Source organism: Paracidovorax wautersii (assembly GCF_900113035.1).
Taxonomy (GTDB): domain Bacteria; phylum Pseudomonadota; class Gammaproteobacteria; order Burkholderiales; family Burkholderiaceae_C; genus Paracidovorax; species Paracidovorax wautersii.
In genome coordinates this window covers 105,035-126,914 of sequence record NZ_FONX01000001.1, presented here as the reverse complement: position 1 = coordinate 126,914, position 21,880 = coordinate 105,035, and the positions used below count along the sequence as shown (strand labels likewise).

Sequence of the window (21,880 nt, the reverse complement as noted above, 5' to 3'; positions counted from 1 at the left end):
GCGAAAGGTGGCCATCCTAGGCAGTCCGTAATATTCTGTGAATTGCAATTTAAAGAGGCACTGTTGCATGCGGCGCATCAAATTCGACATGGGAGAGCTGATGGCATTCGTGGTCACGGCCGAGAAGCAGAGCTTCCGGCTGGCTGCTGATGCGTTGTTCGTGTCGCCCTCCGCGCTCAGCCGGCGGGTCGAGCGGCTGGAAGCCGCCGTGGGCGCCCCGCTGCTGGCGCGCACCACACGCCACGTCGAGCTGACCTCCGTGGGGCACGACTTCCTGCGGGAGGCGCAGGCCGCGCTGGCGGGCCTGGACGATGCGGTGCAGCGCGTGGGCGACCAGCTCCAGCGCCGCCGGGGGCGGATCGCCATCGCGTGCATCCCGTCGGTGGCTGCGAATCTTCTGCCCCCGGTGCTGCGTGACTTCGCCGCCGGCGAGCCCGAGGTGCAGGTGCATCTGATGGAAGACAGCGCCCAGCAGGTGCTGGACGCCGTGCTACGGGGCGATGTGGACTTCGGCCTGGGCTTCACGGGCAGCCAGGAGCCCGCGCTGCGGTTCGAGGCCCTGATGCGCGAGCGCTATGTGCTGGCCATGCCGAGAAGCCATCCGTGGGCGGCGCGCGAGGCCGTCGGCTGGCCGGAGCTTGCCGGGCAGCGGCTGGTGTCGGTCTCCCACCAGAGCGGCAACCGCCTGCTGCTGGACCAGGCCGTGGCGGAACTCCCCGAGAAGCCCCTGGCCTGGCACGAATGCAACCACCTGGCCGGCGCGCTGTCGCTGGTGGAGGCCGGGCTGGGGCTCGCGGCCATTCCCCAACTGGCGCTGCGGCCCACCCATCCTGAGATCTGCAGCGTGCCGCTCATCGACCCCGCCGTGTGGCGCACCCTGGGCCTGCTGCAGCGCCGCGACCGCGTGCTGGGGCCCATGGCAGAGGCTTTGCGGCAGCGGCTGCTGCAGGGGCACGGGCTGGCCTGACGCAAGGGCTCCCCAGCCATCAGGCCGCCTGGGCTTGGTTTTGGTGATGGAGCGCGTTCTACGGCCCGCGCCATTGGGCATGCCGCACGCCGAGCTGCAGCTGCTGGATGCGGCGGTGGATGGTGGAGCGGCTCACGCCGAGCTGGCGCGCCGCCTCGGAGACATTGCCCTGGCACTGCGCCAGCAACTGCTCCAGCGCCTGCGCGGCGGGCTCGCCGGTGTCGTCGGCCGGGGCGGTGCAGGGTGGGGCGCGGTGCAGCGCATCGGGCAAATGATCGGGCTCGATGCTGCCGTCGCCATCCTGCCCGCACAGGGCGGCGGCGTAGCGCAGCGCGTTGTGCAGCTCGCGCAGGTTGCCGGGCCAGGCGTGCGCGGCCAGCGCGGCGCGGGCGGCGTCGCCCAGGTGCAGATGGCTGCCCAGGGTGGCCAGCATCTGGTCGGCAATGGTCTGCAGGTCGCTGCGCTGGCGCAGCGCGGGCAGGTGCAGTTCGGCGGCGTTGAGGCGGTAGAGCAGGTCTTCGCGGAAGCTGCCGCGCCGCACCAGCTCGGCCAGCGGCCGGTGCGAGGCTGAGATGAAGCGCACGTCCACGGCCCGTGGCGCGCGGGCGCCCAGCGGGGTGATTTCGGATTCGGACAGCACCCGCAGCAGCTTGGCCTGCAGGGCCAGCGGCATGTCGCCGATCTCGTCGAGAAACAGCGTGCCTTCATGGGCCGCGGCGATCAGGCCTTCGCGGCCTTTGGCGGTTCCGCCGGTCCAGGTGCCGGGCAGGTAGCCGAACAGCTCGCTTTCCAGCAGGGCCTCGGGAATGGCGGCGCAGTTGATGGCGATGAAGGCGCCGCTGCGGCCGCTGGCGGCATGGAGTGCGCGGGCCAGGTATTCCTTGCCTGCGCCGGTTTCGCCTTGCACCAGGATGGGCAAATCCTGCGGCGCGAGCCGCGCTGCCTTGTGCAGCAGCTTGTGCAGCGTGGCATCGCCCGTGTCCAGCGCCTGCAGCGCGGCCGGCAGCGGGGGCTGCTGCGGTGGTGTCTGTGCGGCCTGCGTGCGCAGGCCGCGCGTCACGCGCTGCGGTTCCATGGCGTGGGCAAAAAGGATGCTGCCGTCGCGGGCGCGGATGATGCGCTCCTGCGCCGGGCGGTTGCGGCGCAGCTCGGGCAGGTGGCGCAGGTCCACGTCGAAGAAGCGCTGCAGCGGCTGGCCGATGAGCTTCTGGCGCTGGCGCCAGTCCAGCTGCGCGGCGGCGGCCAGCAGGCGCGCGCCAGCGTGGGTCATGCCGCGGATGCGGCCCCGGGCATCGACGCTGATGGAGGCGTCGGGATCGACATCGAGGAAATCGGGCGACTGCGCCAGGCGCACCACCCAGTCCTGGCCCGACTGCGCCATCAGATTGGCGTGCTCCACGCGCCGCGCCGCGGCCATGACGAGGTTGAGCGCCAGGTTCTGGCTGGCCCGCGCGGCGGGAGCGCGCAGCAGCGACAGGTCCAGCACCGCAGCGAGTTCGCCGCGCATGTCGTAGATGGGGGCCGCGGTGCAGGACAGGCCGGTGTGCGTGAAGTCGAAATGGTCGCTCTGGTGCACGGTCAGCGCTTCGCCGGTTTCAAGGCAGGCCCCCACGGCCGAGGTGCCGGAGTGCTCTTCGCGCCACTGCGCGCCCAGATACAGGCCTGCGCGGCGCAGGTCGCCAGCGTCGGCCTCGTGACCCAGGAAGTCCACAGCCACGCCGTGCGGGTCGGCCAGCAGCAGCACGTAGTCCAGGCCCTTGAGTTGCTGGTAGAGCCGCTCCAGCGCATGGCGGGCGATGTGGATCAGCGGCTCGGACTCTTCGCGGTGCGCGCGCAATTCGCCATCGGGAACGATGTGCGCTTCGCTGGTCCGTGCGGGGTCGAGCCGGTGATGGTCGATGCAGCGGCGCCAGCTGCGCAGCACGGCGCGGTCGCGCTCTTGCCCGTTGATCGGATAGCCCTGGCCGAAGGCTTCGATTTCCTGGATGTGGGAGGCGTAGGACTGCAGGGTCATGGTCTGGAACCGATGCGGCTTTGAACGTGCCGCCAGGCATTGTGTGCCCCGTGCCACGCAGCGCCCATCGAGGTTTACCCACTGCCTCTGCTGCGCTGCAGCAAGTGTCGCGCGACAGGTGTCGCACGGTGCATCGCCTGTCGCGTACAGGTGCCGTGAGCAGCGGGGCGCGGGGCAGAGGGTTTGTACGCAGGCCTCGCACGCAAGCCCTTGATTTGCATGGCACGGCTTGCCGCCGGGCGGGCATGGCATAGCGATTGCCTCAGAGCCATTGCCCGGAAGAAAAACCAGCGGGCATGACCACCATCAAGGAGACAAAAATGACCGATACGACGGCTGCCGCCCGTGTACAGGCGCTGCTCGACTCACTCAACCGTGCCTTGGCCGACCGCGATTTCGCGGCCGCCAGCGGCCTGTTCGCAGACGAATGCTATTGGCGCGACCTGGTGCTGCTGACCTGGAACATCAAGACCATGGAAGGGCAGGCGCAGATCGCCGACATGCTGGCCGCGCAGCTGGACGCAGCGGCGCCCGTGCACTTCTCGTTGGACGAGCGCGAGGCCGTGGAGGATGCCGATGGCGTGCTGTCCGCCTGGATTGTGATCGACACGCGGCATGCGCGCGGCGGCGGCCATATCCGCATCAAGGATGGCCGCATCTGGACCCTGCTCACGGCCGCCCAGGAACTGAAGGGGCACGAGGAACCCATGGGCACGCGCCGCCCGATGGGGGCCGAACATGGCATCCGGCGCGGCCGCCAGACCTGGCTGGAGCGCCGCCAGCAGGAGGCCGAGGAACTGGGCCGCGAGAAGCAGCCGTTCGTGCTGGTCATCGGCGGAGGGCAGGGCGGCATCGCGCTGGGCGCGCGGCTGCGCCAGCTGGGCGTATCGCACATCGTCATCGACCGCCAGGCGCGCCCTGGCGACCAATGGCGCAACCGCTACAAGTCGCTGTGCCTGCACGACCCGGTCTGGTACGACCATCTGCCGTACATGCCGTTCCCGGACAACTGGCCCGTGTTCGCGCCCAAGGACAAGATCGGCGACTGGCTGGAGATGTACACCAAGGTGATGGAGGTGAACTACTGGCCTTCCACCAACTGCCTGAACGCCCGCTTCGACGAAGACAAGCAGGAGTGGGAAGTCACCGTGGAGCGCGATGGCGAGACGCTGGTGCTGCGCCCCAAGCACGTGGTGTTCGCCACGGGCATGTCGGGCAAGGCCAACGTGCCCAAGATCAAGGGCCAGGACGTCTTCCAGGGCGAGCAGCAGCACTCGTCCCAGCACCACGGCCCGGACAGCTATGCCGGCAAGAAGGTGGTGGTGATCGGCGCCAACAACTCCGCGCACGACATCTGCGCGGCTCTCTGGGAGCACGGCGCGGATGTGACCATGGTGCAGCGTTCGTCCACGCACATCGTGCGCTCCAATTCGCTGATGGAGATCGGCCTGGGCGATCTGTATTCGGAGCGCGCCGTGGCCAGCGGCGTGACGACCAAGAAGGCCGACCTGATCTTCGCCTCGCTGCCCTACCGCATCATGGCCGACTTCCAGGTGCCGGTGTACGACCGCATCCGCGAGCGCGATGCGGATTTCTACCGCCAGCTGGAGGCGACGGGCTTCATGCTGGACTTCGGCGACGACGGCTCGGGCCTCTTCATGAAGTACCTGCGCCGCGCATCGGGCTACTACATCGACGTGGGGGCCTGCGATCTGGTGATCGACGGCAGCATCAAGCTGCAGGCGGGCAAGGAGATCAGCCATCTGTCGGAAAACGCCGTGGTGCTCGAGGACGGCACCGAGCTGCCGGCCGATCTGGTGGTCTATGCGACCGGCTACGGCTCCATGAACGGCTGGGTGGCCGACCTGATCAGCCAGGAGGTGGCGGACAAGGTGGGCAAGGTTTGGGGGCTGGGCTCGGACACGACCAAGGACCCTGGTCCCTGGGAGGGCGAGCAGCGCAACATGTGGAAGCCCACGCAGCAGGAGGCCCTGTGGTTCCACGGCGGCAACCTGCACCAGTCGCGCCATTACTCGCTCTACCTGGCGCTGCAGCTCAAGGCCCGGCAGGAAGGCCTGCCCGTGCAGGTCTATGGCCTGCAGCAGGTCCACCACCTGCGCTGAAGCGCCTCCCCCTTTGTCCATCCAACGCAAGGAGACATCATTCATGCAACCAACCTCTCTCTCCCTGGCCGGAAAAACGGCCGTCGTGACGGGCGGCGCGCGCGGCATCGGCAAAGGCATCGTGCTGGAACTGGCCCGGGCCGGTGCCGACGTGCTCATCGCTGACCTGCTGGAGGACGCCATGCAGTCCACCGCCGCCGAAGTGCGGGCACTGGGCCGCCGCGCCCTGACCCGCCGCGTCGATGTGACCGACGCTGCGCAGGTTCAGGCGATGGTGGACCAGGCGGTGTCCGAGCTGGGGGGCCTGGACATCCTGGTCAACTGCGCGGGCGTCATCAGCATCCATCCGGTGGCGGAGCTGTCGGAGCGGGACTGGGACTTCGTCATGGACGTCAACGCCAAGGGCACCTTCCTCGGCTGCCGCGCTGCGCTGGGGCCGATGCGGGCCAGGCGCTCGGGGCGCATCATCAATGTGGCGTCGATCGCCGGCAAGGAAGGGTTTCCCAACCTCGCGCACTACAGCGCGTCCAAGTTCGCCGTGGTGGGATTTACCAATGCCCTGGCCAAGGAAGTGGCGCAGGAGGGCATCACGGTCAACGCCATCTGCCCCGGCATCGTGCGCACCTACATGTGGGACCGCCTGTCGGACGAGTGGAAGAACGAGGGCGAATCCGTGGAGGACTCCTGGGCCCGCCACCAGCTGACGCTCATCCCGCAAGGCCGCGCGCAGACGCCCCAGGACATGGGCCGGCTGGCGCTGTTCTTCGCCACCATGGACAACGTCACCGGGCAGTCGGTGAATGTCGATGGCGGCTTCACCTTTCACTGACCTGGAGAGATCGAATCATGAAAGCAGCACGTTTCCACAACCGTGGCGATATCCGTATCGAGGACATCCCCGAACCCGTGGTGGAGCCCGGCACGGTGGGCATCGAAGTGGCCTGGTGCGGCATCTGCGGCACCGATCTGCACGAGTTCATGGAGGGGCCGATCTTCATCCCGCCCTGCGGCCACCCGCATCCCATCTCGGGCGAATCCGCACCCATCACCATGGGGCACGAGTTCTCGGGCGTGGTCTATGCCGTGGGCGAGGGCGTCGATGACATCGAAGTCGGCCAGCACGTCGTGGTGGAGCCCTACATCGTGGCCGACGACGTGCCCACGGGCCCGGGCGACAACTACCACCTGTCCAAGAACATGAACTTCATCGGCCTGGGCGGCCGTGGGGGCGGGCTCTCCGAGCGGATCGCCGTCAAGCGCCGCTGGGTGCACCCGATCTCCGACGCCATTCCGCTGGACCAGGCCGCATTGATCGAGCCGCTGTCCGTGGGCCACCACGCCTACACCCGCAGCGGCGCCAAGGCGGGCGATGTGGCGCTGGTCGGCGGCGCGGGCCCCATCGGCCTGCTGCTGTCAGCCATCCTGAAGGCCAAAGGCCTCAAGGTCATCGTCACCGAGCTGAGCGCCAAGCGCAAGCAGAAGGCCCGCGAATCCGGCGTGGCCGACCACATCCTCGACCCGTCCGAAGTGGACGTGACGGCCGAGGTGATGAAGCTCACCGGCGACAAGGGCGTGGACGTGGCCTTCGAATGCTCCAGCGTCAACAAGGTGCTCGACACGCTGGTGGCCGCGACGAAGTCCACCGGCGTGGTGGTGATCGTGTCCATCTGGAGCCACCCGGCCACCGTCAACGTGCACAGCGTGGTCATGAAGGAGCTGGACGTGCGCGGCACCATTGCCTACTGCAACGACCACCAGGAAACCATCAAGCTGGTCGAGGAGGGCAAGATCAACCTGGAGCCCTTCATCACCCAGCGCATCCAGCTGGATGACCTGGTGGCGCAGGGCTTCGACACGCTGATCCACAACAACGAGTCGGCGGTGAAGATCATCGTGCAGCCGCGGCTGAAGTAGGCGCGGGCAGATGTCTCTGCTGCAGGGGCTGCAGCAGGGGCGTCGTGTTGCGTTCGGACATCGCTTGTCGGGTGCGAACTGGGATGCATCGCTGCTCCACAAGCCGCAAGGTCACTGGAAGTCTCACCTTGAGCCCCGCGCTCTGTACATGGAGCATGGCGCTGCGGAGCAAGCCGTGCACAGATGAGCGGTGGAGCTCGTCGCTCGACACTGTGTAGCCGATACACCAATAGAATGAATTCCGGCAACCGCGCGTTTGCGTGTGCCGACAACTCCACGAACACCATGTACGCCGCTGCCTGGCCTCCTCTGGCCAACCATTGATCATTTGCAGAGATGCCGCCGCTTGCGCGGCTGCTCGCTGCATAGCGCCTACCCATTTCCCTGTGGTGTAGGCAGATCGGTCTCGGCTGCCGAAGGTGCAACCTTCTCGCGCCCGGCAAGCCGTGCCTCATGGTTTGTTCTCGGAGTTCTCATGTCCGTTTTCAATGCGATGGCCGCCCGCGCCATCCCCTGGATTCCCCGCACCCTGGTGCGCAAGATCTCGCGCCGCTACATCGCTGGCGCCACGTTGGATGAAGCTCTTGAGCGTGTTCGATTTCTGAACGCCAACGGCTTTTCTGCGACGCTCGACGTGCTCGGCGAGGCTGCCTCGTCGTTTGCACAGGCCCGGCGCGCCACTGACGACACCCTGCGCGTGCTTGATGCCGTGCATGCCGGTGCGTTGCGATCGACGCTGTCGATCAAACCGAGCGCCTTTGGCCTCTTGCTCGATGTGGAGCGCTGCCAAGCGCTGCTGGAAGAGATGCTGTCAACGGCTGGCCGGCTCGGCATTGCTGTCTGCTTTGACATGGAGGATGTGACCTGCACGCAGCGCGAGATCGACCTGTTCTTGGCTCTAAAGGCCCACCACCCGAACGTTGAGCTCGCGCTTCAGGCGTACCTGCTCCGCACCCCTGGCGATCTCGGTCGTGTGTTGCCTTTTTGCAGCCGTGTGCGGATCTGCAAGGGCATCTACCGGGAGGCGCCAGAGCATCTCGTCGAGGGAGCGGATCGTGATCGCGTGGCGATCAATACGCATTTCCTCGCCCACATCGCTCGCTGCTTCACGGCTGGCGTCTTCGTGGCCGTCGCGACGCATGATGCCGCGCTGATCGCTCAAGTGATTGCGCTGGCACGCAAGACCGATACCAACCCGGCGGCATTCGAATTCCAGATGCTGCTGGGTGTGTGCGAGCCGCTGCGTGACTCGCTGCGCCAGCAGGGGTTCGCGGTGCGCATCTACGTGCCCTTCGGCGCAGACTGGTATGGCTACAGCGTGCGGCGCTTGAGGGAGAACCCACGCATCGCAGGGCATGTCGCCAGAGCCCTGCTGGACTTTTGATCGCACGCGCATACGAGTGGAGTGCTGCGCAGTCGCCCCCCACGGCGGCTGCGCAGAGTGCATGGCGCTGAACAGTTCAAGCCTGCGGCCAACAACGGGGGCGCGTGGCGGCGACGCTTTGCCCAGCGAGGCGCCGATGTCCGCCGTCGGGGGTCACCGCTTGCGATGCTGTGTCGAACTGCTCGGCTGTATGAAAAGGCGGCGCTGTGGCGGCCGAACATACAAGCGCTGTGACTTGCCGCTTCAAGAGGCCGCTGATCAGCGGCCACCTTATCTGTCCGCGTTGGGCCGTGTTTCCTGTGGTGCGGTGGGAGCATGGCGAGGGCTCTGGCCTGCGCCATTTCCTAGACGGTAAAGCGGCTAGCCACCAAAGAAAAAACCCAAGTGAACTGAATCACTTGGGTTTTATTTTTTGGCGGAGAGGGCGGGATTCGAACCCGCGGTGGGGATTAGCCCACACACGCTTTCCAGGCGTGCGACTTAAACCGCTCATCCACCTCTCCTAAGCCCTCAAGTATAGCAGTGCTTTACCGCGGTTTCGGAAAAAGTGGCCTGCGATCCGCGAATTCGTGGGTTCAGGGGGTGCGCTGGCTGCTGGCTTGCACCATCTTCATGGCCGAGCCGATGAGGGCGGAGACCTCGGTCATGTTGCTGGGCACGATGAGGGTAGTGGTGGCGTCCGCTGCGACGCGGCTGTAGGCGTCCACGGCGCGTTCGGCGACCTTGAGCTGCACGGCCTGTTCGCCACCGGGCTGGCGGATGGCGGCGGCCACGCGTTCGATGGCCTGGGCGGTGGCTTCGGCCACGGCGGTGATGGAGGCGGCTTCGCCCTGGGCGTTGTTGATCTGGGCCTGCTTTTCGCCTTCGGAGCGGGCGATGAAGGCTTCGCGTTCGCCGGTGGCGATGTTGATCTGCTCCTGGCGGCGGCCTTCGGAGGCCGCGATGAGGGCGCGCTTTTCACGCTCCGCGGTGATCTGCGCCTGCATGGAGCGCAGGATCTCGGCGGGCGGAGTGAGATCTTTGATCTCGTAGCGCAGCACCTTCACGCCCCAGTTGAGGGCCGCTTCGTCGATGGCCGAGACGATCTGGGCGTTGATCATGTCGCGTTCTTCGAAGGTCTTGTCCAGCTCCAGCTTGCCGATCACGCTGCGCAGAGAGGTCTGCGCCAGCTGGGTGACGGCCATGATGTAGTTGCTGGAGCCGTAGCTCGCGCGCATGGGGTCGGTCACCTGGAAGTAGAGGATGCCGTCCACCTGCAGCTGCGTGTTGTCGCGCGTGATGCAGACCTGGCTGGGCACGTCCAGCGGGATTTCCTTCAGGCTGTGCTTGTAGGCGACGCGGTCGATGAAGGGCACGAGGAAGTTGAGCCCCGGCGTGAGCGTGCCGGCGTACTTGCCCAGCCGCTCCTTGACCCAGGCGTTCTGCTGGGGCACGACTTTCACCGACCGGGCGATGAACACGGCGGCGATCACGAAGATGACGATGGCGATTTCCATGGAACCCTTTCGTTGGCCCGGGCGGGCTGGAGAGCCCGTGGGCGCGGCTGGCAAACAAACAAGAAAGAAAGAAGAAAAGAAAGCGAAAAAGAGCCGGGCGCCGTTTCGCGCGGGGCGGTGGGCAGAGGCTGCCGCTAGGCCGGGTCCACCAGCAGCCGGCTGCCGATGACTTCGACCACCCGGTGCAAGCCCGGGGCCGGCGCCGCGCCGGGGCCCGCCACCACGGTCCACTGCGCGCCGCGGTAGCGTACCTGCGCGGTGCCGTCGGGGTTCCAGGCATCGACCTGCACCGTTGCGCCCACGTCCTGGTTCACGTCGCTGTTGCGTGCCGCGGGCTGGCCGGCGGGATGGCGGCGGCGCACCAGGTGGCAGGTCACGATGGCAGCGGAGCCCACCAGGGCCGCGGCGAGCAGTTGCGCCGAGGTGGATGCGCCCACGTGGGCCGCGGCAGCGCCCGCCACCATGCCCAGGGCGAGCATCAGCAGATAGAAGGTGCCTGTGAGCAGTTCGGCGATCACGGCGCCTCCGGCTACCAGCCACCAGAGTGTCGATTCCTCCATCATGTCCCTCCTTGGAGCCATCGTCATGAGGACGGGCCTGGCGAATTGTGGGACAAAAGCCTGTGCGCTTCAAAAGGCTGACATTGATATTCTTTACACTGCGCGGCTGTTTCGTTTTTTGGCCCGATTGCCCGGAGGCTGCGCATGAAGTTTCGCTTTCCTATCGTCATCATCGACGAGGATTACCGCTCTGAGAACACGTCAGGATTGGGCATTCGCGCCCTGGCGCACGCCATCGAGGCCGAGGGCTTCGAAGTGCTGGGCGTGACCAGCTACGGTGATCTGACCCAGTTCGCGCAGCAGCAAAGCCGCGCCAGCGCATTCATCCTGTCGATCGACGACGAGGAGTTCACGCTGGGCTCGGGGCTCGACCCCATCGTGCTCAGCCTGCGCAACTTCATCGCCGAAGTGCGCCGCAAGAACACCGAAGTGCCGATCTACGTGCATGGCGAGACCAAGACGGCGCGCCACTTGCCCAACGACATCCTGCGCGAGCTGCACGGCTTCATCCACATGTTCGAGGACACGCCCGAGTTCGTGGCCAAGCACATCATCCGCGAGGCCAAGAGCTACCTGGAGAGCGTGCAGCCGCCGTTCTTCAAGGCGCTGCTGGACTATGCCGAGGACGGTTCCTATTCCTGGCACTGCCCGGGCCACTCCGGCGGCGTGGCCTTCCTCAAGAGCCCCGTGGGCCAGATGTTCCACCAGTTCTTCGGCGAGAACATGCTGCGCGCCGACGTGTGCAACGCCGTGGAAGAGCTGGGCCAGCTGCTGGACCACAACGGCGCCATCGGCGAGAGCGAGCGCAACGCGGCGCGCATCTTCAATGCCGACCACTGCTTCTTCGTCACCAACGGCACCAGCACGTCCAACAAGATGGTGTGGCACCACACGGTGGCGCCGGGTGACGTGGTGGTGGTGGACCGCAACTGCCACAAGTCCATCCTGCACTCGATCATCATGACCGGGGCGATCCCCGTGTTCCTGAAGCCGACGCGCAACCACTTCGGCATCATCGGCCCGATCCCCAAGAGCGAGTTCGAGCGCGACGCGATCGAGGCGAAGATCCGCGCCAACCCGCTGCTCAAGGGCGTGGATGCGGCCGCCGTGAAGCCGCGCGTGCTGACCATCACGCAATCGACCTACGACGGCGTGCTCTACAACACCGAGACCATCAAGTCGATGATGGACGGCTACGTCGAGAACCTGCATTTCGACGAGGCCTGGCTGCCGCACGCGGCCTTCCATCCGTTCTACGGCAGCTATCACGCCATGGGCAAGAAGCGCGCGCGCCCGAAGCACTCGGTGGTCTATGCGACGCAGTCCATCCACAAGCTGCTGGCCGGCATCAGCCAGGCCAGCCACGTGCTGGTGCAGGATTCGCAGACCGTGAAGCTTGACCGCCCGCTGTTCAACGAGGCGTATCTGATGCACACCTCGACCAGCCCGCAGTACAGCATCATCGCCAGCTGCGACGTGGCCGCTGCCATGATGGAGCCGCCCGGCGGCACCGCGCTGGTGGAAGAGAGCCTGCTGGAAGCGCTGGACTTCCGCCGCGCCATGCGCAAGGTGGAGGAAGAGTTCGGCAAGGACGACTGGTGGTTCAAGGTCTGGGGCCCGGACAAGCTGGCCGACGAAGGCGTGGGCCGTGCGGAAGACTGGATCATCCGCAGCGACGGCAAGGGCAAGAAGAGCGCCAGCAAGTGGCACGGCTTCGGCCAGATGGCCGACGGCTTCAACATGCTGGACCCGATCAAGTCCACCATCGTCACGCCGGGCCTGAACCTGGACGGCAAGTTCGATGTCACCGGCATTCCCGCCTCCATCGTGACCAAGTACCTGGCCGAGCACGGCGTGGTGGTCGAGAAGACCGGCCTCTACAGCTTCTTCATCATGTTCACCATCGGCATCACCAAGGGCCGCTGGAACACGCTGCTGACGGCGCTGCAGCAGTTCAAGGACGACTACGAGAAGAACCAGCCCATGTGGCGCATCCTTCCGGAGTTCTGCCAGCAGCACAAGCGCTACGAGCGCATGGGCCTGAAGGACCTGTGCCAGCACGTGCACGAGCTCTACGCCAAGTACGACATCGCCCGCCTGACGACGGAGATGTACCTGTCGGACCTGACGCCCGCGATGAAGCCGAGCGACGCCTACGCCCACATCGCCCAGCGCAAGACCGAGCGCGTGGAGATCGACAACCTCGAAGGCCGCATCACCACCAGCCTGATCACGCCGTACCCGCCTGGCATCCCGCTGCTGATCCCGGGAGAAGTCTTCAACAAGAAGATCGTGGACTACCTCAAGTTCTCGCGCGAGTTCTCCAAGCTCTCGCCGGGCTTCGAGACCGACATCCACGGCCTGGTGGAGATCGAGGACGAGAGCGGCGTGGTGCGCTACTACGCGGACTGCGTGGCCCAGACCGAGCAGCCCAAGCCGGGCCGCCGCGGCACCAAGAAGGATGCGCCCAGCGCCGAGAGCATCGTGCAGGTGGGCAGCGACGGGCCTTTCGGCCGCAACGTCTGATCCTCCGCTGATCGCGCGCTCTTTCTCCCCTGGCTGGCTGGCTGACGCCGGCGGGCGGGTGGAAGGGGCGGGCGAATGCATCGGGCCCGGCTGCGCTGGCAGCCGGGCTTTTTTCATGGCGCGGGGCCTTCGCCGGCGAGCCTAATCGCTGTAGGACGGCGGCGCCGCCTTCTGTCTGCGGGGGCGCCGCACCCCGCCGGGAACGCAAGCCGAAACAGGCTACAGCCCTTGTCTTGATTGCACCTTGTGCTATCAAAAGAGTAGTTTTCCGGCGGCCGTCGAGGCCGGGCCGGGTGCGCCAGCCTTCCTTATCATGGCCGTTGGGCGTCGCTCTGGGCGGCGCGTCTCTCTTGTCTTTCACATCCCCGAAAGGAATGGCATGGACCACTACCAGATCGCACTCATCGTCGGCAGCCTGCGCAAGGATTCCATCAACCGCAAGCTGGCCCACGCTCTCACCCGCCTGGCGCCGGCCGACTTCTCGTTCACCGAGATCCGCATCGACGATCTGCCGCTCTACAACCAGGACGACGACAGCCACCAGGCCGCGTCCGTGCTGCGGCTCAAGTCCGAGGTGGCGGCAGCGCAAGGGCTGCTGTTCGTCTCGCCCGAATACAACCGCTCGATTCCCGGCGTGCTCAAGAACGCCATCGACCATGGCTCGCGGCCTTACGGGCAGAGCGTCTGGGGTGGCAAACCTGCCGGGGTGCTGGGCGCTTCGATGGGCGCGATCGGCACGGCCCTGGCACAGCAGCATCTGCGCAACGTGCTCGCGTACCTGGACGTTCCCACGCTCGGCCAGCCGGAGGCCTTCATCCACTACAAGGACGGCCTCATCGACGAGGAAGGCAACGTGGGCGAGGGCAGCCGCAAGTTCCTGCAGACCTGGATGGACAAGTACGTGGCCTGGGTCAAGACGCACAACAACGCGGGCGACCACCGTCCTGCGGCCTGAGGGCGGAGCCCGTGCGCCCGGGAAGGCGCAGGGCTCCCCAAGCAAAAAGAGCCGGCATTGCCGGCTCTTTGTCGTTGGGCATCTCGCCCGCAAGGGCCCGCAAGGTGGAGGCAGGCGCAGGTACCTGGCGCTGCCTTCGCTGCCTTCTTCGCTGGCTCAGGCCGCCTTGGCGACGGACTGGGCCACGTGGGCCTTGATGTCGCTCTCGGCGCTCGCCAGGGCGGCGCTCTTCGCATCCGGGCCCATGGCCACGCCCTCGGCGCGCACGAAGCGCACGTCGGTGATGCCGAAGAAGCCGAAGATGGTCTGCAGGTAGCTTTCCTGGTGTTCCAGGGCGCGGCCGCCTTCGCTGGTCGAATAGACACCGCCGCGGGTGGAGGCGACGATCACGGTCTTGCCCTTGGCCAGGCCTTCAGGGCCGTTGGCGGTGTAGCGGAAGGTGCGGCCCGGCTGGGCGAGGCGGTCGATCCAGGCCTTGAGCTGCGTGGGGATGCCGAAGTTGTAGAAGGGCGCGCCCACCACGATCACGTCGGCAGCCAGGAACTGGCTCACCAGGCGTTCGGAGACGGCGTTTTCGCGTTGCTGGGCTTCCGTCAGGCCTTCGGTCTGGCCGGTGCGCGGTGCCATGGCGTCGAGCGTGAAGTGGCCGGGGGCGTCGGCCACCAGGTCCAGATACTGCACTTGGGTGCCGGGATGCGCGGCCACCCAGGCGGCGACGGTGCTGGCGGTGAGCTGGCGCGAAACGGAGGCGCCGCCCGTGATGGCGGAGTCGATGTGAAGCAGTTGCATGGTTTTCTCCTTAAAGCCTCGCCAATACGTTTGGCGTTGGATAGATTGTGCTGGTGAATGTAGTCATTGATAAGTCATGGCACATGCGATAGATTGTCCTGTTGCTGGAACAATCTGCGGCCTGTGCTGCCAAAACCCGGGGGAGTGAACCATGCAGGATCTCAATGACATGCTGTACTTCGCCGAAGTGGTGGAGCGCGGCGGCTTCGCGGCGGCAGGGCGGGCGCTGGGCATCCCCAAGTCCCGGCTCTCGCGGCGGGTGTCCGATCTGGAGGCGCATCTGGGTGTGCGGCTGCTGCACCGCACGACCCGCAAGCTGTCTCTCACCGACGTGGGCGAGGCCTACTTGCGGCACTGCCAGGCCATGCGCGACTCGGCCCAGGCAGCGGCCGATACCGTGGCCCAGGTGCAGACCGAACCACGCGGCACCGTGCGGGTGACCTGCCCGGTGACGCTCGCGCAAAGCGTGCTGGGCGAGCTGATGCCCCGGTTCCTGGAGCGCAATCCGCTGGTGCGGGTGGAGATGCAGGTCACCAACCGCGTCGTCAATCTGGTGGAGGAGGGCGTGGACGTGGCGCTGCGCGTGCGTGCCACGGTGGACGACAGCGGCAGCATGATCGTCAAGCGGCTGGACGAGGGCGCCCAGGTGCTGGTCGCCAGCCCTGCCTTGCTGGCCCGGCAGGGCGTGCCGGCCACGCTGGCGGATCTGCCCGTGCTCGACAGCCTGGCGATGTCCGCCGCCGAGGGCCGCACCACGCTGCGGCTGATCGGGCCCGACGGGCGGGAGGATGCGGTGCAGCTCAGCCCGCGCTATGTGGCCGACGATCTGCTGACCCTCAAGTTCGCCGTGCTGGCCGGAACGGGCATGTGCTGGCTCCCCGACTACATGTGCCATGCCGAGCTGGCCGATGGCAGGCTGGTGCGGGTGCTGCCCGACTGGTCCGCGCCCCCGAGCGTGGTGCACGCGGTGTTTCCCTCGCGCCGGGGGCTGTCGCCGGCCGTGCGGCGCTTTCTGGATTTCCTGGGCGAGGCCGTGCCGGGGCATACGGCATGCCCGGACGAGCCGCACTGAGATCGTGAACACGTTCTGAGGGCGCGTCGAGGCGGAGCGGCGGCTTCGGGGAAATTCGCTTACACCGGAATTGTGACGATTTGATGCATATTGATGAGTATGATTCGCATACCATGAATTTTTACATCTGTACTCAGCAGTTCACCATTTGAGCTGACCTGTCTCCCTCCGGGTTCCGTGCATGCCTTCGCGTGCATCCAGCGGTGGGCGCAGCGTAGTACCCATCCGCATGAAATCCCTTTGCACCGCTCCAGCCGGAGCCTATGAATCGGCGCCCCAGGCGTCTCCCCGTCACTTCTTCTGCTTCGTCGTCGCCCTCTGGCTGGCGATCGGCTTCTTCGCCGTGCCTGTGCTGCCTGCCAGGGCGGCCTGGGAGAACGGGTGGATCGAAAACCTCCAGCTCGCCATCCTGGTCGGCGGCGGGGTCATCGCCCTGGGCCGTGCCGTCGCCTCCTGGCGGCAGGGGGCGGGGCCTGATGTGGTGGCCCTGGCCGTCTGCCTGGTGCCGGTGTGGCTGCTGCTCGCCGCCCGCGAATTGAGCTGGGGCGCGGCGCTGCTGCCGCCACTGAGCATTGGGGCCGATGGCCCCGAATATTCCTCATCGGTGCTCTGGTACAAGCCCGCGGTGGCGCCGGTCGCTGTGGCCCTGCTGGTCGGGGCTGGCTGTCTCTTTGCCTGGTTCCGGGCCGAGCGGCTGGTGTGGGCCGTGCTGCGCGCCGGGCATTTCCCCTGGATCGAGCTGTGCCTGGGAATGGCCGCCGCCTTGCTCAGCACCTATGGCGAAGGGCATCTGCTGGGCATGCACGTGTCTCCCCACTGGGGCCACAACGCCGCCGTGCTCGAAGAATGGGCCGAAGTCGCGGCCTATATGGCGCTGGTACTGGCGCAGTGGCAGGTGCTGGGCTGGGCGCCGCGTAGTGCGGCGGCTTTGGCGCGCGGCGCTCGCGGTGGCGGGCATCGCCGGAACGCCCGGTGATGCGGGTTGCCGCGGCTTTTAATAGACGATTTATCTATTAATTCACAACGATATATTCGTTTGGGTTGGAAGGGCCGGCCCGCAGAATCATTCCATCTTGCCTCCGCCCAAGGAATGAACGCATGGCCCCGACCGTCTTCTCCCGCTCTGTTGTTCCATGCGCCTCTCCCTGCGCCGCCGGGCTGGGGCTGGTGCCGGTGGCCGAAGGCTTTGCGGCGTCTGGCGCCTGCGGGAGCTGTCCGCGATGAGCGCCGCTGCAACCTCCATCGTCGTGGTGCCCGGCTGGCGTGACTCGGGCGAGGGGCACTGGCAGACGCTCTGGACGCAGCGCCTGCCCTCGGTGATCCGCGTCGTGCAGGACGACTGGATCACGCCGACACGCGCCGCCTGGGTGAAGACGCTCGAAGCCACCATCCTGGCCGCACCGCACCCCGTCGTGGTAGTGGCGCACAGCCTGGGGTGCATCGCCGCGACCCATATCGGCCCGGAGGCCGCTGCGCGCGTGCACGGCGCGCTGTTCGTCGCGCCGGCGGACCCGGAGCGCCGGGCGGTGCTGAGCGATTTCGCGCCCGTGCCCCATGGCGCCCTGCCTTACCGCAGCATCCTGGTGGCGAGCAGCAACGACCCTTATTGCCCCGTGCGCCTGGCAGGGGCCTATGCGCGCTCCTGGGGCAGCGAATTCGTGCGCCTGCAGAACGCCGGCCACATCAACGTCGAGTCCGGCCACGGCGACTGGCCGCTCGGCTGGGCCCTGCTGCAGTCGCTGGTGGGCGAAGAGGCTACGGCCGAGGCTGGTGTGGCTGCAGCGGCTGCGACTGCGGCTACCTCGGCGTCCGAGCCGCTGCGCACTGCGGCCTGATCTCCGCCCGGAGTGCGGCTGGCGGGCAGCTGGCCCACGGCTTATGCTGCAAATCGATTAATAAACAAAAATATATTCTTTTGCGTTTTAAGCGGTGCTACCCACAATGCACGTTACTTCCAGCAACGTGGGTGACACAAGACATGCAATCGAAGAACCGGCTCAAGACCCTCATCGCCACCGTGGCACTGGCCGCCAGCGGCCTTGCCGCAGCGCAGACGCCCACGCTGCTCAATGTCTCCTACGACGTGGCGCGCGAGTTCTACAAGGACTACAACCCGGCCTTCGTCGCCCACTACAAGAAGACGACCGGCAAGGACGTCAAGATCGACCAGGCCCACGGCGGCTCCAGCGCCCAGGCGCGGGCCGTGAACGACGGGCTGGATGCCGACGTGGTCACCTTCAACACCACGACGGACATCGACTTCCTCGCGCAGAACGGCGTGGTCGCCAAGGACTGGGCCAAGAAATTCCCCTACGACGCCTCGCCCACCACGTCCACCATGCTGTTCCTGGTGCGCAAGGGCAATCCCAAGCACATCAAGGACTGGGACGACCTCGTCAAGCCGGGCGTGCAGGTCGTGGTGGTCAACCCCAAGACGGGCGGCAACGGCCGCTACGCCTATCTGGGCGCCTGGGGCTCGGTGCGCGAAAAGGGCGGCACCGACGCGCAGGCCGCCGAGTTCGTGGGCAAGCTCTACAAGAACGTGCCGGTGCTGGGCAAGGGCGGGCGTGACGCCACCAGCATCTTCCTGCAGCGCAACACGGGCGACGTGCTGATCACCTTCGAATCCGAAGTGCTCTCCATCGAGCGCGAATTCGGCAAGGGCCGCGTCGATGCCGTCTATCCCTCCACCAGCATCCTGGCCGAGAACCCCGTGGCCGTGGTGGAGCGCACCGTGGCCAAGAAGGGCACGGGCGAGCTGGCCAAGGCCTATCTGGACTACCTCTATTCCGACGAGGGCCAGGAGATCGCCGCCCGCCACGCGCTGCGCCCGCGCTCGGAGGCAGTGCTGAAGAAGCACGCCGACCTGTTCAAGCCGGTCAAGCTGTTCACGGTGGGCAAGTACTTCGGCTCGCTGGGCGAGGCGCAGAAGGTCCACTTCAACGACGGCGGCCAGTTCGACAAGCTCTACGCCCCCGGCGCCAAGTAAGCAGTCCGCCATGTCTTCCGCGATTTCCGCCGTGCCCCCGGGTGGGGCCGGGGCAGGGCGCGCACGCCGTTCCAAGCGCGTGCTGCCGGGCTTCGGGCTCACTCTGGGCTACACGCTCTTCTACCTGAGCATCATCGTGCTCGTTCCCCTGTCGGCGCTGCTGTTCAAGACCTTCACGCTGACCTGGGACCAGTTCTGGGTCGCCGTGAGCGCGCCGCGCGTGCTGGCTTCCTACCGCCTGACCTTCGGCGCGTCGCTGATCGCCGCGCTGGTCAACCTGGTGTTCGGCCTGCTGATCGCCTGGGTGCTGGTGCGCTACAGCTTTCCGGGCAAGAAGATCGTCGATGCGCTGGTCGATCTGCCCTTCGCGCTGCCCACGGCCGTGGCGGGCATCTCGCTCACCGCGCTGCTGGCCGGCAACGGCTGGCTCGGCCAGTACCTGGAGCCGCTGGGCATCCAGCTCGCCTTCAAGCCGGCGGGCGTGGTCATCGCGCTGATCTTCATCGGGCTGCCCTTCGTGGTGCGCACGGTGCAGCCCGTGCTCGAAGACACCGAAAAGGAACTGGAAGAGGCCGCGACCAGCCTGGGCGCGACCCGCTGGCAGACCTTCACGCGGGTGATCCTGCCTTCCATCACGCCCGCGCTGATGACCGGCTTCGCCATGGCCTTCGCCCGGGCGATCGGTGAATACGGCTCGGTCATCTTCATCGCCGGCAACATGCCCATGGTGTCCGAGATCACGCCGCTCATCATCATCGGCAAGCTGGAGCAGTACGACTACGCGGGGGCCACGGCGGTCGCGGTGGTGATGCTGGCCATCTCCTTCGTGCTGCTGCTGGTCATCAACGCGCTGCAGGCCTGGCAGCGCAAGAACTCATGATGTCCCCCCTGAGTCGCTTCGCGCCTTCCCCCCGAGGGGGACGCAGCCGGTGGCCGGGCAAAGCCCGTTCCACGGCTGCCCTGGCCTGTGCCGCACCTGCAACGGCTGCCCTGCGCTTTGGAAAGTCCCTATGAACCATCATCCGACACGTGCTGTCCGCCGCGCGCAGTCCGGCACGACCGAGGCGCCCTGGGTGCGCTGGACGCTGCTGGGCATCGCCCTGGTCTTCCTGGTGCTCTTTCTGGTGCTGCCGCTCGCGGCGGTGTTCGTCGAGGCCTTCTCCAAGGGCGCCGATGCCTACTTCGCCAGCCTGCGCGACCCGGATGCCTGGTCCGCCATCCAGCTCACGCTCATCACGGCGCTGATCTCGGTGCCGCTGAACCTCGTGTTCGGCGTGGCGGCGGCCTGGGCCATCGCCAAGTACGAGTTCAAGGGCAAGGCCTTCCTTACCACGCTGGTGGATCTGCCGTTCTCCGTCTCGCCCGTGGTGGCGGGGCTGATGTACGTGCTGGTCTTCGGCGCCAACGGCTGGTTCGGCCCCTGGCTGCAGGCGAACGACATCAAGATCATCTTCGCCGTGCCCGGCATCGTGCTGGCGACCGTGTTCGTCACTTTCCCGTTCATCGCCCGCGAGCTGATCCCGCTGATGCAGGCGCAGGGCAACGACGAGGAACAGGCCGCCATCGTGCTGGGCGCCACCGGCTGGCAGACCTTCTGGAAGGTGACGCTGCCCAACATCAAGTGGGGGCTGCTCTACGGCGTCATCCTGTGCAACGCGCGCGCCATGGGCGAATTCGGGGCGGTGTCGGTGGTCTCGGGCCATATCCGGGGGCAGACCAACACCATCCCGCTGCACGTGGAAATCCTCTACAACGAATACCAGTCGGCGGCGGCCTTCGCGGCGGCATCGCTGCTGGCCCTGCTGGCCCTGGTCACGCTGGCCATCAAGTCGGTCGCCGAATGGCAGAGCGAACGCGAACGCAAGGCCGCGGCCAACCTGCCCCCGGAGCGGCCCACGCCGCTGCCGGGCCCACGCTGAAAGCCATTGATCTATGAGCATCGAAATCCGCAACATCAGCAAGCAGTTCGGCGACTTCCAGGCGCTGCGCGACGTGAGCCTCGACATCCAATCGGGCGAACTCATCGCGCTGCTCGGGCCCTCGGGCTGCGGCAAGACCACGCTCTTGCGCATCATCGCCGGGCTGGAAACGCCCGACGTGGGCAGCATCCACTTCAGCGGCGAAGACACGACCGACGTGCACGTGCGCGAGCGCAACGTGGGCTTCGTGTTCCAGCACTACGCGCTGTTCCGCCACATGACGGTGTTCGAGAACGTGGCCTTCGGCCTGCGCGTCAAGCCGCGCAGCCAGCGCCCGAGCGAGGCCCAGATCAGGCAGAAGGTGACCGACCTGCTCAAGCTGGTGCAGCTCGACTGGCTGGCCGAGCGCTATCCGTCGCAGCTCTCGGGCGGGCAGCGCCAGCGCATCGCCCTGGCGCGCGCGCTGGCCGTGGAGCCCAAGGTGCTGCTGCTGGACGAGCCCTTCGGCGCGCTGGACGCCAAGGTGCGCAAGGAACTGCGCCGCTGGCTGCGCCGCCTGCACGACGAGCTGCACGTGACCTCGATCTTCGTCACGCACGACCAGGAAGAGGCGCTGGAGGTGGCCGACCGCGTGGTCGTCATCAACCAGGGCCGGATCGAGCAGAGCGGCTCCCCGCAGGAAGTGTGGGACCAGCCCGCCAGCCCGTTCGTCTATGGCTTCCTGGGCGACGTGAACCTGTTCAAGGGCCGCGCGCACGAGGGGCTGGTGCATGTCGAGGGCATGCAGATCGATTCGCCCGAACATGCCCAGGCGCAGAACGCCAACGCCTTCGCCTACGTGCGCCCGCACGACCTGGACGTGCGCCGCTACACGCCCGGCGAGGGGCTGGACGCGCAGGGCCGGCCGCAGGGCATCGTGGCGCAGCTTTCGCGTGCCATCGTGGTCGGGCCCATCGCGCGGCTGGAACTAATCGCCGAGCCCGGCGACAAACCAGCGGACAATGCAGCCCCCGACGCCGTGATCGAAGCGCAGATTCCTGCGACCGAATACCGCGAGATGGGGTTCAAGGAGGGCGAAACGCTGGTGGTCACGCCGCGCCGCGCCCGCGTGTTTCTGGACCAAGCCGCCGGCATCTGACGCTTCCCTCCCGCTGGGCGGGCGGCACCGGGCC

Annotated in this window: 18 protein-coding genes and 1 tRNA gene; 14 read left to right on the top strand and 5 right to left on the bottom strand. The window is 66.8% G+C overall.

Annotated elements, in window-relative coordinates; genetic code table 11:
* Positions 1 to 67: 67 nt before the first annotated feature.
* Positions 68 to 967 (top strand): LysR family transcriptional regulator, encoded by a 900-nt coding sequence (locus BM070_RS00450; RefSeq protein WP_092936516.1) that lies wholly within the window; start codon positions 68 to 70, stop codon positions 965 to 967.
* Between the two features lie 58 nt (positions 968 to 1,025).
* Here the strand turns inward: BM070_RS00450 and BM070_RS00445 are convergent, their stop codons facing one another.
* On the bottom strand, positions 1,026 to 2,981 hold the full coding sequence (locus BM070_RS00445; RefSeq protein WP_092936514.1) for a sigma-54-dependent Fis family transcriptional regulator: 1,956 nt from the start codon (positions 2,979 to 2,981) through the stop codon (positions 1,026 to 1,028).
* Positions 2,982 to 3,301: 320 nt separating this feature from the next.
* Between BM070_RS00445 and BM070_RS00440 the strand changes: the two genes are divergently transcribed.
* The 4 genes from BM070_RS00440 (at position 3,302) to BM070_RS00425 (ending at position 8,402) form a co-directional block, all read left to right on the top strand.
* Entirely contained in the window at positions 3,302 to 5,104 is a 1,803-nt protein-coding gene (locus BM070_RS00440; protein WP_092937269.1) for an NAD(P)/FAD-dependent oxidoreductase, read from the top strand.
* Positions 5,105 to 5,147: 43 nt separating this feature from the next.
* Complete coding sequence (locus BM070_RS00435; protein WP_092936512.1) at positions 5,148 to 5,933, top strand: SDR family NAD(P)-dependent oxidoreductase; 786 nt, start codon at positions 5,148 to 5,150, stop codon at positions 5,931 to 5,933.
* A gap of 17 nt (positions 5,934 to 5,950) precedes the next feature.
* The gene (locus tag BM070_RS00430; RefSeq protein ID WP_092936510.1) at positions 5,951 to 7,018 is read left to right on the top strand and encodes a 2,3-butanediol dehydrogenase; all 1,068 of its coding nucleotides are present in this window, start codon (positions 5,951 to 5,953) and stop codon (positions 7,016 to 7,018) included.
* A 475-nt stretch (positions 7,019 to 7,493) separates the two neighbouring features.
* Complete coding sequence (locus tag BM070_RS00425; protein WP_092936508.1) at positions 7,494 to 8,402, top strand: proline dehydrogenase family protein; 909 nt, start codon at positions 7,494 to 7,496, stop codon at positions 8,400 to 8,402.
* 413 nt (positions 8,403 to 8,815) lie between these two features.
* On the opposite strand, the gene BM070_RS00420 is transcribed toward BM070_RS00425, so the two are convergent.
* From BM070_RS00420 to BM070_RS00410, 3 genes are all read right to left on the bottom strand, one after another.
* Positions 8,816 to 8,905: transfer RNA gene (locus tag BM070_RS00420), tRNA-Ser, on the bottom strand.
* Between the two features lie 72 nt (positions 8,906 to 8,977).
* Positions 8,978 to 9,898: an SPFH domain-containing protein gene (locus tag BM070_RS00415; RefSeq protein WP_092936506.1), complete on the bottom strand. Its 921-nt coding sequence runs from the start codon at positions 9,896 to 9,898 to the stop codon at positions 8,978 to 8,980.
* A 134-nt stretch (positions 9,899 to 10,032) separates the two neighbouring features.
* Positions 10,033 to 10,458 (bottom strand): NfeD family protein, encoded by a 426-nt coding sequence (locus BM070_RS00410; RefSeq protein ID WP_092937267.1) that lies wholly within the window; start codon positions 10,456 to 10,458, stop codon positions 10,033 to 10,035.
* A gap of 144 nt (positions 10,459 to 10,602) precedes the next feature.
* Between BM070_RS00410 and BM070_RS00405 the strand changes: the two genes are divergently transcribed.
* A complete protein-coding gene (locus BM070_RS00405; protein WP_092936504.1) occupies positions 10,603 to 12,984 on the top strand; it encodes an arginine/lysine/ornithine decarboxylase in 2,382 nt (793 codons plus the stop codon).
* 379 nt (positions 12,985 to 13,363) lie between these two features.
* Positions 13,364 to 13,939: an NADPH-dependent FMN reductase gene (locus tag BM070_RS00400; RefSeq protein WP_092936502.1), complete on the top strand. Its 576-nt coding sequence runs from the start codon at positions 13,364 to 13,366 to the stop codon at positions 13,937 to 13,939.
* A 156-nt stretch (positions 13,940 to 14,095) separates the two neighbouring features.
* Here BM070_RS00400 and BM070_RS00395 read toward each other — a convergent pair whose 3' ends face one another.
* Positions 14,096 to 14,728: an FMN-dependent NADH-azoreductase gene (locus BM070_RS00395; protein WP_092936500.1), complete on the bottom strand. Its 633-nt coding sequence runs from the start codon at positions 14,726 to 14,728 to the stop codon at positions 14,096 to 14,098.
* 151 nt (positions 14,729 to 14,879) lie between these two features.
* On the opposite strand from BM070_RS00395, the gene BM070_RS00390 reads away from it, so the two are divergent.
* The 7 genes from BM070_RS00390 (at position 14,880) to BM070_RS00360 (ending at position 21,846) form a co-directional block, all read left to right on the top strand.
* A complete protein-coding gene (locus BM070_RS00390; protein ID WP_092936498.1) occupies positions 14,880 to 15,800 on the top strand; it encodes a LysR substrate-binding domain-containing protein in 921 nt (306 codons plus the stop codon).
* Positions 15,801 to 16,029: 229 nt separating this feature from the next.
* Positions 16,030 to 16,776 (top strand): hypothetical protein, encoded by a 747-nt coding sequence (locus BM070_RS00385; RefSeq protein WP_092936496.1) that lies wholly within the window; start codon positions 16,030 to 16,032, stop codon positions 16,774 to 16,776.
* A 244-nt stretch (positions 16,777 to 17,020) separates the two neighbouring features.
* Positions 17,021 to 17,635: an RBBP9/YdeN family alpha/beta hydrolase gene (locus tag BM070_RS00380; RefSeq protein WP_092936494.1), complete on the top strand. Its 615-nt coding sequence runs from the start codon at positions 17,021 to 17,023 to the stop codon at positions 17,633 to 17,635.
* A gap of 143 nt (positions 17,636 to 17,778) precedes the next feature.
* Positions 17,779 to 18,789 carry a sulfate ABC transporter substrate-binding protein gene (locus BM070_RS00375; protein ID WP_092936492.1) on the top strand — a complete coding sequence of 337 codons (1,011 nt, stop codon included), beginning with the start codon at positions 17,779 to 17,781 and terminating at the stop codon, positions 18,787 to 18,789.
* 10 nt (positions 18,790 to 18,799) lie between these two features.
* Positions 18,800 to 19,669 carry a sulfate ABC transporter permease subunit CysT gene (gene cysT, locus BM070_RS00370; protein ID WP_092936490.1) on the top strand — a complete coding sequence of 290 codons (870 nt, stop codon included), beginning with the start codon at positions 18,800 to 18,802 and terminating at the stop codon, positions 19,667 to 19,669.
* A 130-nt stretch (positions 19,670 to 19,799) separates the two neighbouring features.
* A complete protein-coding gene (gene cysW, locus BM070_RS00365) occupies positions 19,800 to 20,708 on the top strand; it encodes a sulfate ABC transporter permease subunit CysW (RefSeq protein ID WP_092936488.1) in 909 nt (302 codons plus the stop codon).
* A gap of 13 nt (positions 20,709 to 20,721) precedes the next feature.
* Positions 20,722 to 21,846, top strand: coding sequence for a sulfate/molybdate ABC transporter ATP-binding protein (locus BM070_RS00360; protein ID WP_092936486.1), 1,125 nt, complete (start codon positions 20,722 to 20,724; stop codon positions 21,844 to 21,846).
* Positions 21,847 to 21,880: the final 34 nt, after the last annotated feature.

Bases quoted from the DNA above. Each gene is read 5' to 3' on its own strand.
- BM070_RS00435 (WP_092936512.1), top strand. From the start codon at position 5,148: ATGCAACCAACCTCTCTCTCCCTGGCCGGAAAAACGGCCGTCGTGACG.
- BM070_RS00445 (WP_092936514.1), bottom strand. From the start codon at position 2,981: ATGACCCTGCAGTCCTACGCCTCCCACATCCAGGAAATCGAAGCCTTC.
- BM070_RS00385 (WP_092936496.1), top strand. From the start codon at position 16,030: ATGAAATCCCTTTGCACCGCTCCAGCCGGAGCCTATGAATCGGCGCCC.
- BM070_RS00375 (WP_092936492.1), top strand. From the start codon at position 17,779: ATGCAATCGAAGAACCGGCTCAAGACCCTCATCGCCACCGTGGCACTG.
- BM070_RS00395 (WP_092936500.1), bottom strand. From the start codon at position 14,728: ATGCAACTGCTTCACATCGACTCCGCCATCACGGGCGGCGCCTCCGTT.
- BM070_RS00415 (WP_092936506.1), bottom strand. From the start codon at position 9,898: ATGGAAATCGCCATCGTCATCTTCGTGATCGCCGCCGTGTTCATCGCC.
- BM070_RS00410 (WP_092937267.1), bottom strand. From the start codon at position 10,458: ATGGAGGAATCGACACTCTGGTGGCTGGTAGCCGGAGGCGCCGTGATC.
- BM070_RS00380 (WP_092936494.1), top strand. From the start codon at position 17,021: ATGAGCGCCGCTGCAACCTCCATCGTCGTGGTGCCCGGCTGGCGTGAC.
- cysW (WP_092936488.1), top strand. From the start codon at position 19,800: ATGAACCATCATCCGACACGTGCTGTCCGCCGCGCGCAGTCCGGCACG.
- BM070_RS00400 (WP_092936502.1), top strand. From the start codon at position 13,364: ATGGACCACTACCAGATCGCACTCATCGTCGGCAGCCTGCGCAAGGAT.
- BM070_RS00360 (WP_092936486.1), top strand. From the start codon at position 20,722: ATGAGCATCGAAATCCGCAACATCAGCAAGCAGTTCGGCGACTTCCAG.
- BM070_RS00430 (WP_092936510.1), top strand. From the start codon at position 5,951: ATGAAAGCAGCACGTTTCCACAACCGTGGCGATATCCGTATCGAGGAC.
- BM070_RS00450 (WP_092936516.1), top strand. From the start codon at position 68: ATGCGGCGCATCAAATTCGACATGGGAGAGCTGATGGCATTCGTGGTC.
- BM070_RS00405 (WP_092936504.1), top strand. From the start codon at position 10,603: ATGAAGTTTCGCTTTCCTATCGTCATCATCGACGAGGATTACCGCTCT.
- BM070_RS00425 (WP_092936508.1), top strand. From the start codon at position 7,494: ATGTCCGTTTTCAATGCGATGGCCGCCCGCGCCATCCCCTGGATTCCC.
- BM070_RS00390 (WP_092936498.1), top strand. From the start codon at position 14,880: ATGCAGGATCTCAATGACATGCTGTACTTCGCCGAAGTGGTGGAGCGC.
- cysT (WP_092936490.1), top strand. From the start codon at position 18,800: ATGTCTTCCGCGATTTCCGCCGTGCCCCCGGGTGGGGCCGGGGCAGGG.
- BM070_RS00440 (WP_092937269.1), top strand. From the start codon at position 3,302: ATGACCGATACGACGGCTGCCGCCCGTGTACAGGCGCTGCTCGACTCA.